13 protein-coding genes are annotated in these 14396 nt (G+C 58.0%); 8 read left to right on the forward strand and 5 right to left on the reverse strand.

The window, feature by feature from the left end:
* Positions 1–38: 38 nt before the first annotated feature.
* Complete coding sequence (locus Enr8_RS20080) at positions 39–650, reverse strand: cupin domain-containing protein (RefSeq protein WP_146435036.1); 612 nt, start codon at positions 648–650, stop codon at positions 39–41.
* Between the two features lie 267 nt (positions 651–917).
* Between Enr8_RS20080 and Enr8_RS20085 the strand changes: the two genes are divergently transcribed.
* The 3 genes from Enr8_RS20085 to Enr8_RS20095 all read left to right on the forward strand — a co-directional run bounded on the left by Enr8_RS20085 (position 918) and on the right by Enr8_RS20095 (position 3850).
* A complete protein-coding gene (locus tag Enr8_RS20085) occupies positions 918–1973 on the forward strand; it encodes a tetratricopeptide repeat protein (protein ID WP_186767761.1) in 1056 nt (351 codons plus the stop codon).
* A gap of 105 nt (positions 1974–2078) precedes the next feature.
* On the forward strand, positions 2079–3551 hold the full coding sequence (locus Enr8_RS20090) for a sulfatase (RefSeq protein ID WP_146435042.1): 1473 nt from the start codon (positions 2079–2081) through the stop codon (positions 3549–3551).
* Positions 3548–3850, forward strand: a complete 303-nt coding sequence (locus Enr8_RS20095; protein WP_146435044.1) for a hypothetical protein — start codon at positions 3548–3550, stop codon at positions 3848–3850. Before Enr8_RS20090 ends, Enr8_RS20095 begins: the two co-directional genes overlap by 4 nt.
* 5 nt (positions 3851–3855) lie before the next feature.
* Here Enr8_RS20095 and Enr8_RS20100 read toward each other — a convergent pair whose 3' ends face one another.
* Both Enr8_RS20100 and map read right to left on the reverse strand, forming a co-directional pair.
* Positions 3856–4485, reverse strand: coding sequence for a hypothetical protein (locus tag Enr8_RS20100; protein WP_146435047.1), 630 nt, complete (start codon positions 4483–4485; stop codon positions 3856–3858).
* A 152-nt stretch (positions 4486–4637) separates the two neighbouring features.
* On the reverse strand, positions 4638–5435 hold the full coding sequence (map, locus tag Enr8_RS20105; protein ID WP_146435050.1) for a type I methionyl aminopeptidase: 798 nt from the start codon (positions 5433–5435) through the stop codon (positions 4638–4640).
* Positions 5436–5770: 335 nt separating this feature from the next.
* On the opposite strand from map, the gene leuS reads away from it, so the two are divergent.
* The 4 genes from leuS to Enr8_RS20125 all read left to right on the forward strand — a co-directional run bounded on the left by leuS (position 5771) and on the right by Enr8_RS20125 (position 11421).
* Entirely contained in the window at positions 5771–8608 is a 2838-nt protein-coding gene (leuS, locus tag Enr8_RS20110; protein ID WP_146435053.1) for a leucine--tRNA ligase, read from the forward strand.
* 78 nt (positions 8609–8686) lie between these two features.
* Positions 8687–9244 carry an inorganic diphosphatase gene (locus Enr8_RS20115; protein WP_146435056.1) on the forward strand — a complete coding sequence of 186 codons (558 nt, stop codon included), beginning with the start codon at positions 8687–8689 and terminating at the stop codon, positions 9242–9244.
* Between the two features lie 134 nt (positions 9245–9378).
* A complete protein-coding gene (locus tag Enr8_RS20120; protein ID WP_146435059.1) occupies positions 9379–10671 on the forward strand; it encodes a glucose-1-phosphate adenylyltransferase in 1293 nt (430 codons plus the stop codon).
* 402 nt (positions 10672–11073) lie between these two features.
* Positions 11074–11421 (forward strand): hypothetical protein, encoded by a 348-nt coding sequence (locus Enr8_RS20125; protein ID WP_146435063.1) that lies wholly within the window; start codon positions 11074–11076, stop codon positions 11419–11421.
* 93 nt (positions 11422–11514) lie between these two features.
* Here the strand turns inward: Enr8_RS20125 and Enr8_RS20130 are convergent, their stop codons facing one another.
* Positions 11515–12036, reverse strand: a complete 522-nt coding sequence (locus tag Enr8_RS20130; protein WP_146435065.1) for a DUF6933 domain-containing protein — start codon at positions 12034–12036, stop codon at positions 11515–11517.
* A 147-nt stretch (positions 12037–12183) separates the two neighbouring features.
* Here Enr8_RS20130 and Enr8_RS20135 point away from each other — a divergent pair, with 147 nt between their 5' ends.
* Positions 12184–13404 (forward strand): IS256 family transposase, encoded by a 1221-nt coding sequence (locus tag Enr8_RS20135; protein ID WP_146429411.1) that lies wholly within the window; start codon positions 12184–12186, stop codon positions 13402–13404.
* Between the two features lie 562 nt (positions 13405–13966).
* On the opposite strand, the gene Enr8_RS20140 is transcribed toward Enr8_RS20135, so the two are convergent.
* Complete coding sequence (locus Enr8_RS20140; protein WP_146435068.1) at positions 13967–14386, reverse strand: integrase core domain-containing protein; 420 nt, start codon at positions 14384–14386, stop codon at positions 13967–13969.
* Positions 14387–14396: the final 10 nt, after the last annotated feature.

A 14396-nucleotide genomic window follows, 5' to 3' on the forward strand; every position in this document is an offset into this window, starting at 1 on the left:
TCAACCGAACCAGCAGCGTCCCAAGATCAACCGTTAACCTACAAGCCCCTTCCCCTGCAAAAAAGAAAGAAGGGCGAAGGCCCGGAGAGGGTCTGCCTTGACAGGGGACTTCCTATAGGTGGCGCCAGAGAATTGTCATATGGCAACCCGCTAGTGTCGTACAAATAACTTCCGCTTTCCGCTTTCGGCTCTCCGCTTTTCTGCTCGTCATGCTCGTCGAGCAGATGCGTGATTCCTTTCCCTTCGACGCCGGCGTAGAAGACAAGGATCTCCGCATCGACCTTGCCGTCGTTCTGACCCCAGTGCGGTTTGTCGACTAGCTCGATCAGCGAGTCGCCCTCTTTAATCTTCAACGTCTTTCCTTCCTCGGTATGCACGACCAGTTCCCCTTTCAGCAGCACCCCGGCGTTGATCACGCTATGCGTATGCAGCGCGGTTCGCTCACCAGCCGGGATAATGATCCGCAAGATGGTGATCTCCGGCTGCCCTTCCGGATAAGCGGGCAGCGGCGCGCCGTCCCATTGCTTGGTCGACTTGGCGACCGTCGTGACCTTGAGCACGTCACCATCTTCATGCGCCAAGGCGACGCCAAAACCGACCAGGGCGATCAGGCCAAGAGCGAGCAGAACGGGTAGGGTGAATCGATTCATGAGTCAGCCGCGCCTTTGCAAGGGAGAAACGAACGTTGGGAAAGTCTACGCCACACAATGGGGGCGTCTCTCTGAAGGTAGCATGGTTTTTTGGAAAAGTTGCAACTTGTTGCTCCCAACGGTGATTTGAATGCTATGCGTTCCTCACAACCGTGTGGTCGTTTTCTTCCTCCGCTTTTCTTCCCGCCCGCATTTCCCTCGCTGGCGCGTCGGGCTACGATTGGGGCGGGACTGTTGGAAACGGCGTTTGTCAAGCGAGGGAGAAACATGCCGATTCAAATTCAATGCACGGCGGTCGTGATTCGCAATGATGCATTGGAGCGCGTCTTAGAAGATGGCGCCGCAGGCTTCGCCGCGATTGCGCCCAATGCGATGAGCTATGGCGATGAGAAACTGTCGCAGGCCAGCTTTATGGCGCCGGTCGATGCCGAGGAGTTCGCCAAGCTGCTCGAGTTGCATGGCTTGGACCGCAGCGGCGATTCGCCTGACTTTGTGATCGTGCAGACCCGCAATCAGGCGGTTGAGCCGGAGTGCGATTGGCTGTTTCTGTTTGAGTACGAAGGGCGGCTGATTGCTACCTTGCGGGGCTGGGATTCGCGCAAGGTGATCGCCCCGGCCGACGACTCTCCCTTTAATCCCGATGCGATTCAGCATTACAGCGACGAAGAGATCGCCGAGAAGTTTGAGTTCGTCGAGCGGAAGGATGGGATCGATACCTATCGCGAGAAGGCGACCGGCAAGCTCGTCTATCAGGCCCGGCAGAGCGAGACGCCGGATGAGATCTTCGCTCGCGCGTTTGAAACGGTATGGCAATTGCGCCGTGAGCCGGGAATGCCAGCCAAGACCGGCGACGAAGCGGCGCAGGTTGAAGACGCCATCGATGAACTGCAGCCGCTCGCGGCCAAATATCCGGATGCGGCCAACGTGGCGCTCGCCCTAGGAATGGCCTGGTACACGATTGGCAAAGAGGAAAAGGGGCAGCGGCAACTGGTGCGGGCGGTCGAACTGGAGCCCGAGAACACGATCCTGCACAAAGAGCTGGGAGCGATCTGCCTGGCTCGGAAAGATTATCCAGTCGCCCTCGACACGGCGATCAAAGCGGTCGCCGTGAAACCGGACGACGCCGAATTGCTGGGCAATCTGGCGGTGATTCAGATGCTGAGCGGCTCGGTTGATCAGGCCGAAGCGACGATCGAACATGCAGTGCGACTGTCGCCAGAGGATGTGGTCAATCGCAACGTGCAGGGAATTATCGCCGATGTGGTGAGCGGCAACCGAAAGCGACCCGAAACGCTGGAAGAGATGATGGCGCCGCCGGAGTAAAAAATCTCGCCAGCCGGTGCGGCGGCATTGTGGCTTCTCGGTGGTCTGTCTGGCTAAAATGGGAAGCGTCCCCTCCCCATTTCGCATTCCCTCATGAGATTTGCCATGCGCCGACTTTCTCTCCTTGTGGTCGCTATCTTGTTGGCCCCGATTTCTTTCGGTTCTTCCCTGCTGGCTGAAGAGAAGCGGCCGAACGTGTTGTTTATCGCGGTCGACGACCTGCGGACCGAGCTGGGCTGTTATGGCGACGATTGGATCAAGAGCCCCAACATCGACAAGCTGGCCGCCTCCGGCACCGTCTTCTCGCGGGCCTATTGCCAGCAGGCGGTTTGCTCGCCGTCGCGGACCAGCTTGATGACTGGGCTGCGTCCCGATTCGACCCGGGTGTATGACCTGGTGACCCACTTCCGCAAGAACGCGCCGAACGTGGTGACGCTGGGTCAGCACTTCAAGCAGAACGGCTATTACAGCGTCAGCATGGGGAAGATCTATCACGGCGGCTATGACGACGCGCCGACCTGGAGCGAACCGGCCCGCAAGCCGAAAGGTGGTGGCGGCTATGCGCTGCCTGAGAACCGCGCGATGATCAGCCAGAAACGGGCCGCTGCGAAGAAGCAAGGTTTGACGGGAACCAAGCTGAGCCGCGCCGCTCGTGGTCCGGCGACCGAGATGGCCGACGTCAAGGACAACGCTTACACAGATGGCGCGATCGCTGACCTGGCGGTCAAGTCGCTGCAGGAACTGAGCAAGCGAGACGAGCCGTTCTTTTTGGCGGTTGGTTTCACCAAGCCGCACCTGCCGTTCAACGCGCCGAAAAGGTATTGGGACATGTACGACCCGGCCGAAATCGAACTGGCCGACAATCCTTTTCCACCGAAGAACGTGACCCCCTACTCGCTGACCAGCTGGGGCGAGATGCGAGTCTATGAAGGGATCCCGAAAAAGGGAGACCTGACCGAGGAGAAGGCCCGCGAGTTGAAACATGGCTACTATGCCTGCGTCAGCTTTACCGACGCCAACGTTGGCCAATTGCTGAACGAACTCGACAAGCTTCAGCTTGCGGACGACACGATCGTCGTGCTGTGGGGAGACCATGGTTGGAAGTTGGGAGAGCACAACGGCTGGTGCAAACATACGAACTTTGAAAATGACGCCAACGCCCCGCTGATCATCCGGGCGCCCGGTCAAAAGGCGCCAGGCAAGCCGAGCGACGCGTTGGTCGAGTTTGTCGACATCTACCCGACGCTCTGCGATCTGGCGGGCCTGGACAAGCCGCAGCATTTGGAAGGATCAAGCGCCGCGCCCCTGCTCGACAAACCGGGTGCGAAATGGAAACCGGCCGCGTTCAGCCAATACCCGCGCGGCGCCGTGATGGGCTACACGATGAAGACCGATCGCTATCGCTTCACCGCTTGGAAGAACAAGAAGACGGGCGAAGTGCTGGAGACCGAGCTGTACGATCACCAGGTCGATCCGGCCGAAAATGAAAACGTCGCCGGCGAGGCGAAAAATGCGGAGCTGGTTGCGCAGTTGCAAAAGCAGTTGGACGCTGGTTGGAAGGCTGCACGCCCGGAATGAGAATCGCCGCGTACATTACCGCCGCGTTATTCGTGTTGACCGCCGTTATGATCATTGTGGCGCTGGTCGTCGGGTTTTCCAGCGGCATTGTCCAGATCGACGGTTGGGAGATGACGGTCGCTTGGAATGGAAGCGCCGATGTGGGCGCAATGGGAGGAGATCCCGTTCTGCATCAACACTACTTCTTCGTCACGACGCCGATCTATGTTGTCGCGATTGTGGGGATCGCGCCGCTGGCGATCTTGGCCGCGATTGCCGCCGTATTGTTCGGGCGGAGCGCTAAGCCTGCCGACTCGTAGATCGCCTACGCCGCCAACCGCGGCTTCTCGCTCGGCGGCAAGCCCATGTCGGTCTGAAGATCGTCAAACAGCAACGCCAGCGCCGCGGTGCTCTTGCCCCAGTCGAACCATTGGCCTGGGATGATCGTTTCGGCGCCGACCAGCGTCCCTGTTGGTAGCTGGACGATCGAGACTTTCAGCTCTCCCTTCATCGCCCAGATCGAAGAAGGAAACTCGGCCGTAATCACGCAGCCGCCGTCTCCTTGCTGGACGCTTTCGATCTTCTGGCCATGCTTGGCCAGGCTGCAGACGACCCGGGCGATGGTGCGACCGATCGGGGCCGCGATTTCTTCGACCCGCTCTTGGCCGGTCTTCATTCCCATTTTCGCGTACATCGACTGGGAGATCTCGGCCAGCGCACCGTAGGAGACCGGGGAGTCGACCACCTTTTCGCAGATCGAAAGAAACGTCTCGGCCGACATCCCCTTCGCGGTGCCTTGAGCGCAGCAATCAATCGCCGCCCGAACCTCCGGTACATGGATGATCGCTTCGTAGCGAACGTCGTTTTCCCAGTCGTCTGTCTGCGGCGCAATCTTGTGCCCGCAGTTAGAACAGAATTTACCCTGGGCCTTCGCCCCGCACTCGCAGCAGAACATCCTTGTTCTCCGGTGCTAGCAGTTGTGAGAGAAACGATTCGCGTTGTTCTCATTCCATCGGCAGGGGAGGGGAAAGAAGTGCACCCACAAGAAAAGCCGCCGGCAACTCGCCAGCGGCTTTCCTGTTTTCTCACGATTGTTGGCTCAGTTTCTTAGAACTGATGCCCCTTTTTCGGCCCGTCTTTGGTTTGCGTTAGGATCTCGGGGCCTTCTTCGGTCATCAGGATCGTGTGCTCGAACTGGGCGCTGAGCTGGGCGTCTTTGGTGCGGACCGTCCAGCCGTCGCGGCGGTCGAGGACCGTTTCGTGCGTGCCGAGGTTGATCATCGGCTCGATCGTGAAGCAGACGCCGGCCGGCAAGAAGACGGACTGGGTGGCCCGTGTCGGGACGTGAGGGATCGACGGTTCTTGATGGAAGCGGCGCCCTAAGGCGTGGCCGACATATTCTTCGACGACGCCGTAGCCGTACTTTTTCGCTTCGGCGACGACGGCGCGGCCGATGGTGGCGACGCTGCAGTCGGGCGAGATCGCATCGATCGCGGCGTGCATCGCGTCGAAGGCGCACTGCGTCACGCTGCGGGCTTCGTCCGAGACGTCGCCAATCAAGAACGTCTCGGACTGATCGCCATGCCAGCCGTCGACAATGCTGGTGATGTCGACATTGACGATATCCCCATCGTTAAGGACGTAGCTGCCTGGGATACCGTGACAGATGACTTCGTTAACGCTGGTGCACGAGCTTTTGGGGAATCCGTGGTAACCCAAACAAGCCGGTACGTGTCCATGATCCAGTGTGTACTCATGGATCAGGCGATCGAGTTCGCCGGTCGTGATGCCTGGTTTGACGTACGGACGGATGAAATCCATCAGCTGAGCGTTGAATTTGCCCGCAATTCGCATTGCGTCGCGATCGGTGTCTACCAGTCTCAAGTTCCTTCGACCATCGAGCATGCAGGAAAACCTTCCGAATTCTGCGGTTGGGGGGCGTCTCGTACATCGCAACGACTTGGACAGGCGACGCACGAAGATATGAAGAAGTTTAACAACCGCCCGGCCCGCAGCCTACGCATTGGGCGACAAAACTTCAGCGAAATACGGGGATCAACGAGATGTTTTCGTCCTTTTTTCGGGAACTAGCGGTTGTATCGATCGAGGTGCGTCGATTGCGATAAACCGGGTAAAGAATTAGAATCACGGCTTTCTTGGGGGATGGCGAAAGCCGAACAAAGATAACGGCTTAGGTAGAAATCCGGCCCTCCCCGCTTCACTAAAAACACGATAGACCGATGCCGCGCTACAATCCCGCTGAAATCGAACCGAAATGGCAGCAGTTCTGGCAGCAGAATCGCACCTTCGCGACGCCCGAAATGCCCAGCGGCGAAAAGATGTATGTGCTGGACATGTTCCCCTATCCCAGCGGCGAAGGGCTGCATGTCGGTCACCCCGAAGGGTACACGGCGACCGACATCGTCTGCCGCTTTGCCCGGATGCAGGGCAAGAGCGTGCTGCACCCGATGGGTTTCGACTCGTTTGGCTTGCCGGCCGAAGAGCACGCCATCAAAACGGGCACCCCCCCGCGAGTGCAGACCGAAAAGAACATCGCCAACTTCACCCGACAGCTGAAGATGCTCGGCTTCAGCTACGACTGGGATCGTCAGATCGCGACGACCGACGTCGAGTACTTCCGCTGGACGCAGTGGATCTTTTTGCAGGTCTACGATACCTGGTATGACCGTGAGCAGCAGAAAGGGCGCCCGATCGCCGAGCTGCCGATTCCGGCCGACATCAAAGCGGAAGGCGCCGACGCGGTTCGCCAATATCAAGACGAGCACCGCCTGGCCTATCTCAGCGAAGCTCCGGTTAACTGGTGTCCGGCGCTTGGTACGGTGCTGGCCAACGAAGAAGTCATCGACGGCAAGAGCGAGCGGGGCAGTCACCCGGTGCAGCGGATTCCGCTGAAGCAATGGATGATGCGGATCACTGACTACGCCGACCGCCTGGAGAAAGACCTCGACGGCTTGGATTGGTCGGACGGCATCAAGGCTCGCCAGCGCAACTGGATCGGCCGTAGCACCGGCGCCGAAGTCGACTTCTACATCGGCGCCGCCGACAAGCTGAGCGATTGGAAAAAGACCCGGGCCGCCAGCGGATTCCCCCGCAAGCCCGGCGACGACATCCTGCGGGTCTACACCACCCGCCCCGATACGCTGTTTGGCGCCACGTACATGGTGATTGCGCCGGAGCATCCGCTGGTTGATACCTTGACCACCGCCGAACAAGCGGACGCCGTCAAAGCGTATTGCGACAAGGCGGCCAGCAAGAGCGATCTGGAACGGACCGAGCTGGCCAAGGAAAAGACCGGCGTCTTCAGCGGTTCGTACGCGATCAACCCGGTCAATGACGAGCAGACCCCGATCTGGATCGCCGACTACGTGCTGATCAGCTACGGCACCGGCGCCATCATGGCCGTTCCGGCGCATGACGATCGCGACTTTGAGTTCGCCCAGACGTTCGATATTCCGGTCATCGCCGTCGTCGACCCTGGCGAGTCGAGCGACGTCGACCGGGCCGAAGTCTTGGCGGGCAAGGTTTGCTCGACTAGCGACGGCGTCGCGATCAACTCCGGCAAGTACGACGGCACGCTGACTGCCGAGTTCAAGTCAAAGATCGCGACCGATCTGACCGAAGCCGGACTCGGCCGCACCGCGGTCAACTACAAACTGCGCGATTGGCTCTTCAGCCGTCAGCGCTTCTGGGGCGAGCCGTTCCCGATCCTGAAAGAGCTGGACGAAAACGGCGAGCCGAACGGCAAGATCTTGCCGGTGCCGGTCGATCAATTGCCCGTCAACCTGCCCGAGCTGGAAGACTTCAAGCCGATCGGCCGTCCCGAGCCGCCGCTCGAAAAAGCGGACGACGATTGGCTCTACCCGGTCATCGACGGCGTGAAATACAAGCGCGAAACGAACACCATGCCGCAATGGGCCGGGTCGTGCTGGTACTACCTGCGGTTTATCGATCCGAAAAATGACCAGATGCTGATCGATCGCGAAAAAGAAAAAGCCTGGATGCCGGTCGACCTTTACATCGGCGGCGCCGAGCACGCGGTGCTTCACCTGTTGTATGCCCGGTTCTGGCACAAGGTGCTGTTCGATCGGGGCGTGGTCACCACGGCTGAGCCGTTTCAAAAGCTGGTGAACCAGGGAATGATCCTGGGCGAACTGGAGTACACCGGCTATCAAACGGCCGAAGGTCGCTGGGTTTCGCACAACAAGACCAAGACCAACGTCGACGGAGAGCGGATCGACGCCAAGACCAGCGAACTGGTCAACGCGGTCAAACTGTCGGCCGACGATGTCGAGAAGCAGGGAGACGCCTTCGTCCTGAAGGCCGACGCCAAGGTCAAGATCGACGCCCGGGCGATGAAGATGTCGAAGAGCCGCGGCAACGTGGTGAACCCCGATATCGTGGTAAAGGATTTTGGCGCCGACAGCTTGCGGCTGTACGAGATGTTCATGGGCCCGCTCGAAGCGACCAAACCGTGGAGCATGGCCGGCGTGAGCGGCGTGCGGAACTTCCTGGATCGGGTTTGGCGGTTGGTGGTCGACGATTTCGCCGACCAGGCGACGCTGCTTGACGCGGTGCAAGACGTCGAGCCGACCGCCGAACAAAACAAGGCGCTGCACCGTACGATCGAGGCGGTCACCCGCGACCTGTCGCGGTTAGAGTTCAACACGCCGATCGCCCGGATGATGGAGTTCACCAACTTCTTCACCAAAGAAGAGGTCCGCCCCAAGTCGGCGATGAAATCGCTGGTGCTGATGCTGTCGGCCTATGCCCCGCACATTGCGGAAGAGCTGTGGTCGATCTTGGGAGAGACCGAGTCGCTGGCCTACCACCCTTGGCCGCAATTTGACGAAAAATTCACCAAGGATGACGAAATCGAGATTCCGGTCCAGATCTTGGGGAAGGTTCGCAGCAAGATCGTCGTCGCGGCCGATATTTCTAAGGCCGACCTCGAAAAGGCGGCCCTCGCCGACGAGAAGATCCAGAGCATGATCGCCGGCAAACAGGTGGTCAAAGCGATTGTGGTCCCTGGTCGCATGGTCAATTTTGTCGTCAAATAAACAAGGAGTTCGCCGTCATCGGCGTTCCCCTTTCATGCCCACCGCCCACTTTTCTTGTTTTGATAATTAGGACGAACGATGACGCACTCTTGGCACGACGTCAGCCCGGGCCATCGTATGCCGCTCGAATTTTGCGCGGTGATCGAAATTCCGACCGGTTGCAGCCTGAAATACGAACTGGACAAGCCGACCGGGCTGCTGCGGATGGATCGCATCCTCTACTCGGCGGTCCACTATCCGGCCAACTACGGCTTTATCCCGCAAACGCTGGCCGAAGACGACGATCCGCTCGACGTGCTGGTCCTTTGCCAAGAGTCCGTTTATCCGTTGTGCCTGATCGAGGCCCGCGTCGTGGGTCTGATGACGATGGTCGACAGCGGCAAACTGGACCATAAGATCATCGCCGTCGCGGTGAACGACCCCGAATATTCTTCCTATCGGGAAGCGGTCGACCTGCCGAGCCATCGCCGCAACATGCTTCGCCGCTTTTTCCAGGATTACAAACAACTGGAAGGAAAAACGGTCGAAGTCGACGAAATGCAGCCGGCCGAGACGGCGGTTCCGGTGATTGAGCAGGCGTTGCAGCGGTATAGCGAGCAGCGCCGCCGCGGCTTTTATCAAAAAGCGCCGAGCTAGCTTTCGGGCCAAACGGCAGATCTTCATCGTTGTTCGCTCTGGCGGCGCTTGCCAGAGCGGCGGCGAGACCGTTATGCTAAAAGTCAAAATTCCCGCCCACTGATTATCTTCTTTGAGGAATCTCGGTCGTTATCATGCGCAATGTTATTTCTTTGGTTCTGGGCGGTGGTCGCGGCACGCGTCTCTATCCGTTGACGAAGTATCGCTCGAAGCCGGCCGTGCCGCTGGCCGGTAAGTATCGCCTGATCGATATTCCCCTCTCCAACTGCATCAACAGCGACCTGAATCGCATCTATGTGTTGACGCAGTTCCTGTCGGTCAGCTTGCACCGCCACATTCGCCAGACCTACCGCTTTGACAACTTCCGCGGCGGTTTTGTCGAACTGCTGGCCGCCCAGCAAACCGGCAACGAGTCGACCGACTGGTACCAAGGTACCGCCGACGCCGTTCGTAAAAACCTGAAGTACATCCAGCAGTACGGCACCGACTATGTGCTGATCCTGGCCGGCGACCAGCTGTACCGGATGGACTATCGCAAGATGCTCGACACGCACATCAAGAGCGGCGCCGACGTCACCATCGCCGGCATCCCGGTCTCGCGCGACGACGCCAAGTCGCTGGGCATTATGCGTCTGGACGATACCGGCCGCGTCGTCGGTTTTGTCGAAAAGCCGCAGACCCAGGAAGACCTGGAGCTGGTCACGATGCCGCCCGAGAAGTTGGAAGCCCTGGGTGTGAAGAGCCAGGGCCGCGACTGCCTGGCGAGCATGGGCATTTACCTGTTCAACCGCGACACGCTGGTCGACGTCTTGGAAAAGACCGACTACGAAGACTTCGGTCGCGAGATCTTCCCCGCCGCGATTCGTTCGCGCCACGTGCAACTGCACGCCTTTGACGATTACTGGGAAGATATCGGGACGATCAAAGCCTTCTACGAGGCGAACCTGTCGCTCGCCAGTCCAGAGCCGCCGTTCAGCTTCTCGGACGAAGACGAACCGATTTATTCTCGCGCCCGCTTCCTGCCGCCGACCTTGATGTCGCAGGTTAGCGTCGATCGCAGCCAGATCGCCGACGGTTGCCGCATCGGCGCCGGCTGCACCATCGACAACAGCGTCGTCGGCCTTCGCAGCCTGATCGGCGAAAACGTCACGATCAAAGATTCGGTCCTGATGGGCGCCGACTACTACGAAACCGAAAACGAACTGGAAGATCACCGCAACTGCAAACGCCCGCCGTTGGGCATCGGCTGCGGCTCGGTAATCCAAGGCGCGATCATCGACAAGAACTGCAACATCGGCAAGAACGTCCGGATCGTCAACGATTTGGGATTGGAAGAAAAGGAATACGACGTCGGCGTCACGGTCGTCGACGGAATTCCTTGCGTCGAGAAGGGCGCGCATATTCCGGATGGGTGGAAGCTGACTTAACGGTTTAGCTTTCGCTTGCCACAGATAGAACAAAAAACGCCCTCCACGTTGGAGGGCGTTTTTCTTGTTTGAGGACAGTTTGAGGAGGGTGAAATCAAGGTGAAAAGGCCGACGATTCAGCTGGAAAGCTTGGATAGGCCGTAGAGCTGTCGTTGTATTTCTAGTGAAGTGTGTCGAGAAAATCGCAGCTATCGAGCCGCGCAATAGATGATTCAATTTGTCGAGTTCAGCGTATGGCGTCGACGTTTATTGATTTATCTTGCGGTGCTGCTTGAAGAGAAGGAGTTGATCGGGTAGACAATTCGTACCGCCATCCACGCTTTGGCTTACACTTCGGGACAGAAATGACCGAGCGAATGACGCTTTTAGGGCGAACAATGCGACATCCAAGGAACTATCAAAATGAGCGACGAATCGTCAATCCTCGGCAAATGGACGATATTCAAGGCATTCGTGGCTGGTAGAGAATCAAAATACTTGCCAGGGACAAATATAGTTTTCAATGCGAACCATTCCTGGCGTCAAATTGATGGGGTCGACACCAATTCGGTACGATACGACGTCCACTATTCGCCGAAACCATATCAAATCGACATACACCTTGACGATGGTATCAACCAGGGCATTTTCGAATTCCGAGATAATCTCCTCGTGATTTGTTCTGCTGACGAAGAAAACACGCCAAGGCCAACCGAGTTCAGTTCAACGGCTGAGAACGGACATTCGCTCGTATTTCATCGCCGCATCTGATGATCCGTTGCAATACTTCGAAGCAACAGCCACGAAGAGGGTTTTCTTCCGAGACGTACTTCGCCAGGAATCCGACATGATGTATGCCTGGCTTCAGGAGCACTGCGACTCCTTCCGCCGACTCATTAAATCGTCACAAAGAGCCTGAGTCGCTCTCCGCGGACTGTCATAATTGATTGCGGACAGCGGCGTGCAGTTTAACCTCTGAGTGGTTTCTGCGAGCGAAGTATCGAATTCGCCCAGGTAGATTTTGGCCCCCATGATATGGTCATTCATCGAGCCTGTAACAGTGCGACTGAGCGCTTTGGAAAAGACCACGGTTCTCGCCGCAGGGGCGACAAGTTTCTGAAACGCCAGGCCCAATCCATCTTCTTCAAAAACGCCTGATAACGTACTGAGCATGCAATCCAGAAACCGCCCGTCGTCTGGTATGCCGCGGCCATACAGGACCGCCGAGTAGAGCGTGGCGGTGCTGGTGATCAAGATGAACTGCGTTCGAGAAACGGTGAAAAGATGCGCACTCCAGTCCGCCAAAGGATTGACATCCAGAGGATAGGACTTCGTTGGCGCAACGTGAATCTTTTTCGCCAGCTTTTGGGTCAGTCGCACAATCATGGCAGGCGACTTGGATGAAGGAATTTCTCGGTAAACTTTCCTTGTATTTGATAACGTCCTAATTCCTGCGCACATTTGAGAGCCAGCCCTGGCTCTGGTATGGATTTGATTACCAACATCAACCACCACCAGAACCAAGGACTGACCATGACGAATGTACCAGAAGAACGGACCAGCGAAGAGATCCGGGATGCGATTAAAATTGACGGCGACGCGGTGCGGGGGCATCTTGATGAGCTGGTCCGCTCAACCGTCGAGGAGACGTTGAATCAGATGCTCGATGCCGAAGCGGATCAGATTTGCAAGGCGAAACGCTACGAACGTTCACCAGACCGCGTCGATTCGCGAGCCGGGTCGTATTCGCGGAAGCTGCAGACCAAGGCGGGCGAGGTTTCGCTGAAAGTTCCGCGACTGCGGAGCTTGCCGCTCGAGACGCAGATCATCGAACGCTACAAGCGACGCGAATCGAGCGTCGAAGAGGCGCTCGTTGAGATGTATCTGGCAGGCGTTTCGGTCCGTCGCGTTGAAGACATCACCGAGGCGCTTTGGGGAACGCGAGTCAGCTCCAGCACCGTCAGCGAGCTGAACCAGAAGATCTACGAGCGGATCGAAGCGTGGCGAAATCGGCCGCTGGAAGGCGAACATCCGTACGTGATGCTCGACGGCATCTGGCTGAAACGTAGCTGGGGCGGCGAGGTGAAGAACGTGGCGATCTTAGTGGCGGTCGGCGTCGGCGCTGATGGACATCGCGAGATTCTCGGGGTCGCCGAAGGGAAGAAGGAGGATAGCGAAAGCTGGCGAACGTTCCTGCGTTACCTGAAGGAGCGCGGATTGAAGGGCGTGCGGCTGATCACGAGCGACAAGTGCCTCGGCCTGGTCGAAGCGCTGGGAGACTTCTTCCCAGACGCGGCCTGGCAGCGCTGCATCGTCCACTTTTATCGCAACGTGTTGAAAGACGTGCCGCGAGCGAAGTCAGGCGACGTGGCGGCGATGCTGAAGGCGGTTCACGCGCAAGAGGATCGCGCGGCGGCGGAAGCGAAGGCAGCACTGGTCACCGAGAAGCTGATCTCGCTTCGGCTGGGCGCGGCGGCGAAATGCTTCCGCGACGGCTACCAGGAAACGCTGGCGTACATGGCGTTCCCGCGAGAACACTGGACGCGGCTGCGGAGCAACAACATGCTGGAGCGGATCATGAAAGAGATCCGGCGACGAACACGAGTCGTGGGAGCGTTTCCGGACGGCCAAAGCGCCCTGATGCTGGTCGCAGCCCGGCTGCGCCACATCGCCGGCACGCACTGGGGGACAAGGCGCTACCTCGACATGGACCGCCTCCGCGAACCGGAGGAGCGAGAAGACGGCAAAGTTTAAAAAATTGTTTTTGCCGCGCGCGGCAAAAACAATTTTCCAGAGTCAGGCTGAAAATCAAATGTGCGCAACTTGACGGACGGTACCTTGTATTTTACCAATTTCCGTCGGGCGTAGGGCAAGCCCGCGCTTTCGACGGTCTCCGTCTGGGTCAGTTGCCCCTCTCCAATCCCCCCTGGTCGCCATCAAGAGTCGCCGTCTAGCGGCGTTTCCATCGCTTTACCAGATTGCTTGACTTGCTGAATCGAGCAAAAGCTTCAAAATGGCGGAATATTTACACGCCCCCGAAAATACGAATCTCCCTTTTTTCCCAGCTTGAGAAAAGGTGTCAGGACTCTTTGTTTTCACCAGGCGCTGCCTCGTCCTGTGCAAAAAGTAAATTCGCGATATTTGATCGACTTGAGTAGTCCAAGAACCAGCGATGCAACGGCCGACGAATCGATGTCCCTGCGAGGGTTTTCGGTCGTGCTCCAGTATTTCGATCATTTGTTGGAGCATGAGCGCAGAAGAGCGATTACCGTTGGAAGATTGACGGTCGAAGAAGAAGAGAATGTCGCGAACAACTTCATGCCGCTTGACGATGATAGTGTTTCAGCACACCGCCAAGTCGTTCGCGACAATTGACAGAATCAATCGAGAGGATATCGGGCTGCGGCTCTCCGGGCGTCAGCAGTTCATTTTCCTTCCCCTGATGCGGCCGCTCTTCGTGATAGAAGTCGACGAACTCATTCACCAGATGGTCCATATGCTGCTCGCCAAACACCACGAAATGGTCCAAACATTCCTGCTGCAGAGTCTGGATGAACCGCTCGACGAACGCGTTGGTGTTGGGGGACCGGTAGGCTGATTTCACGACCCGAATGTCCGCGGCCTGGAACGTGGCGTCAACCTTGGCCGTGAGCTTCTTATCCCGATCATGCATCAAGGTTTCGATGGGTAGGTCAACTGACTTCACGTGCTCCAAGAACGCTTCAGCTTGCTGCATGGCCCACTCT

The sequence above is a fragment of the Blastopirellula retiformator genome (genome assembly GCF_007859755.1).
In the GTDB taxonomy this organism is placed as follows: Bacteria; Planctomycetota; Planctomycetia; order Pirellulales; family Pirellulaceae; genus Blastopirellula; species Blastopirellula retiformator.

Bases quoted from the DNA above. Each gene is read 5' to 3' on its own strand.
- Enr8_RS20120 (WP_146435059.1), top strand. From the start codon at position 9,379: ATGCGCAATGTTATTTCTTTGGTTCTGGGCGGTGGTCGCGGCACGCGT.
- Enr8_RS20135 (WP_146429411.1), top strand. From the start codon at position 12,184: ATGACGAATGTACCAGAAGAACGGACCAGCGAAGAGATCCGGGATGCG.
- Enr8_RS20115 (WP_146435056.1), top strand. From the start codon at position 8,687: ATGACGCACTCTTGGCACGACGTCAGCCCGGGCCATCGTATGCCGCTC.
- Enr8_RS20100 (WP_146435047.1), bottom strand. From the start codon at position 4,485: ATGTTCTGCTGCGAGTGCGGGGCGAAGGCCCAGGGTAAATTCTGTTCT.
- Enr8_RS20140 (WP_146435068.1), bottom strand. From the start codon at position 14,386: ATGCAGCAAGCTGAAGCGTTCTTGGAGCACGTGAAGTCAGTTGACCTA.
- map (WP_146435050.1), bottom strand. From the start codon at position 5,435: ATGCTCGATGGTCGAAGGAACTTGAGACTGGTAGACACCGATCGCGAC.
- Enr8_RS20090 (WP_146435042.1), top strand. From the start codon at position 2,079: ATGCGCCGACTTTCTCTCCTTGTGGTCGCTATCTTGTTGGCCCCGATT.
- leuS (WP_146435053.1), top strand. From the start codon at position 5,771: ATGCCGCGCTACAATCCCGCTGAAATCGAACCGAAATGGCAGCAGTTC.
- Enr8_RS20080 (WP_146435036.1), bottom strand. From the start codon at position 650: ATGAATCGATTCACCCTACCCGTTCTGCTCGCTCTTGGCCTGATCGCC.
- Enr8_RS20085 (WP_186767761.1), top strand. From the start codon at position 918: ATGCCGATTCAAATTCAATGCACGGCGGTCGTGATTCGCAATGATGCA.
- Enr8_RS20125 (WP_146435063.1), top strand. From the start codon at position 11,074: ATGAGCGACGAATCGTCAATCCTCGGCAAATGGACGATATTCAAGGCA.
- Enr8_RS20130 (WP_146435065.1), bottom strand. From the start codon at position 12,036: ATGATTGTGCGACTGACCCAAAAGCTGGCGAAAAAGATTCACGTTGCG.
- Enr8_RS20095 (WP_146435044.1), top strand. From the start codon at position 3,548: ATGAGAATCGCCGCGTACATTACCGCCGCGTTATTCGTGTTGACCGCC.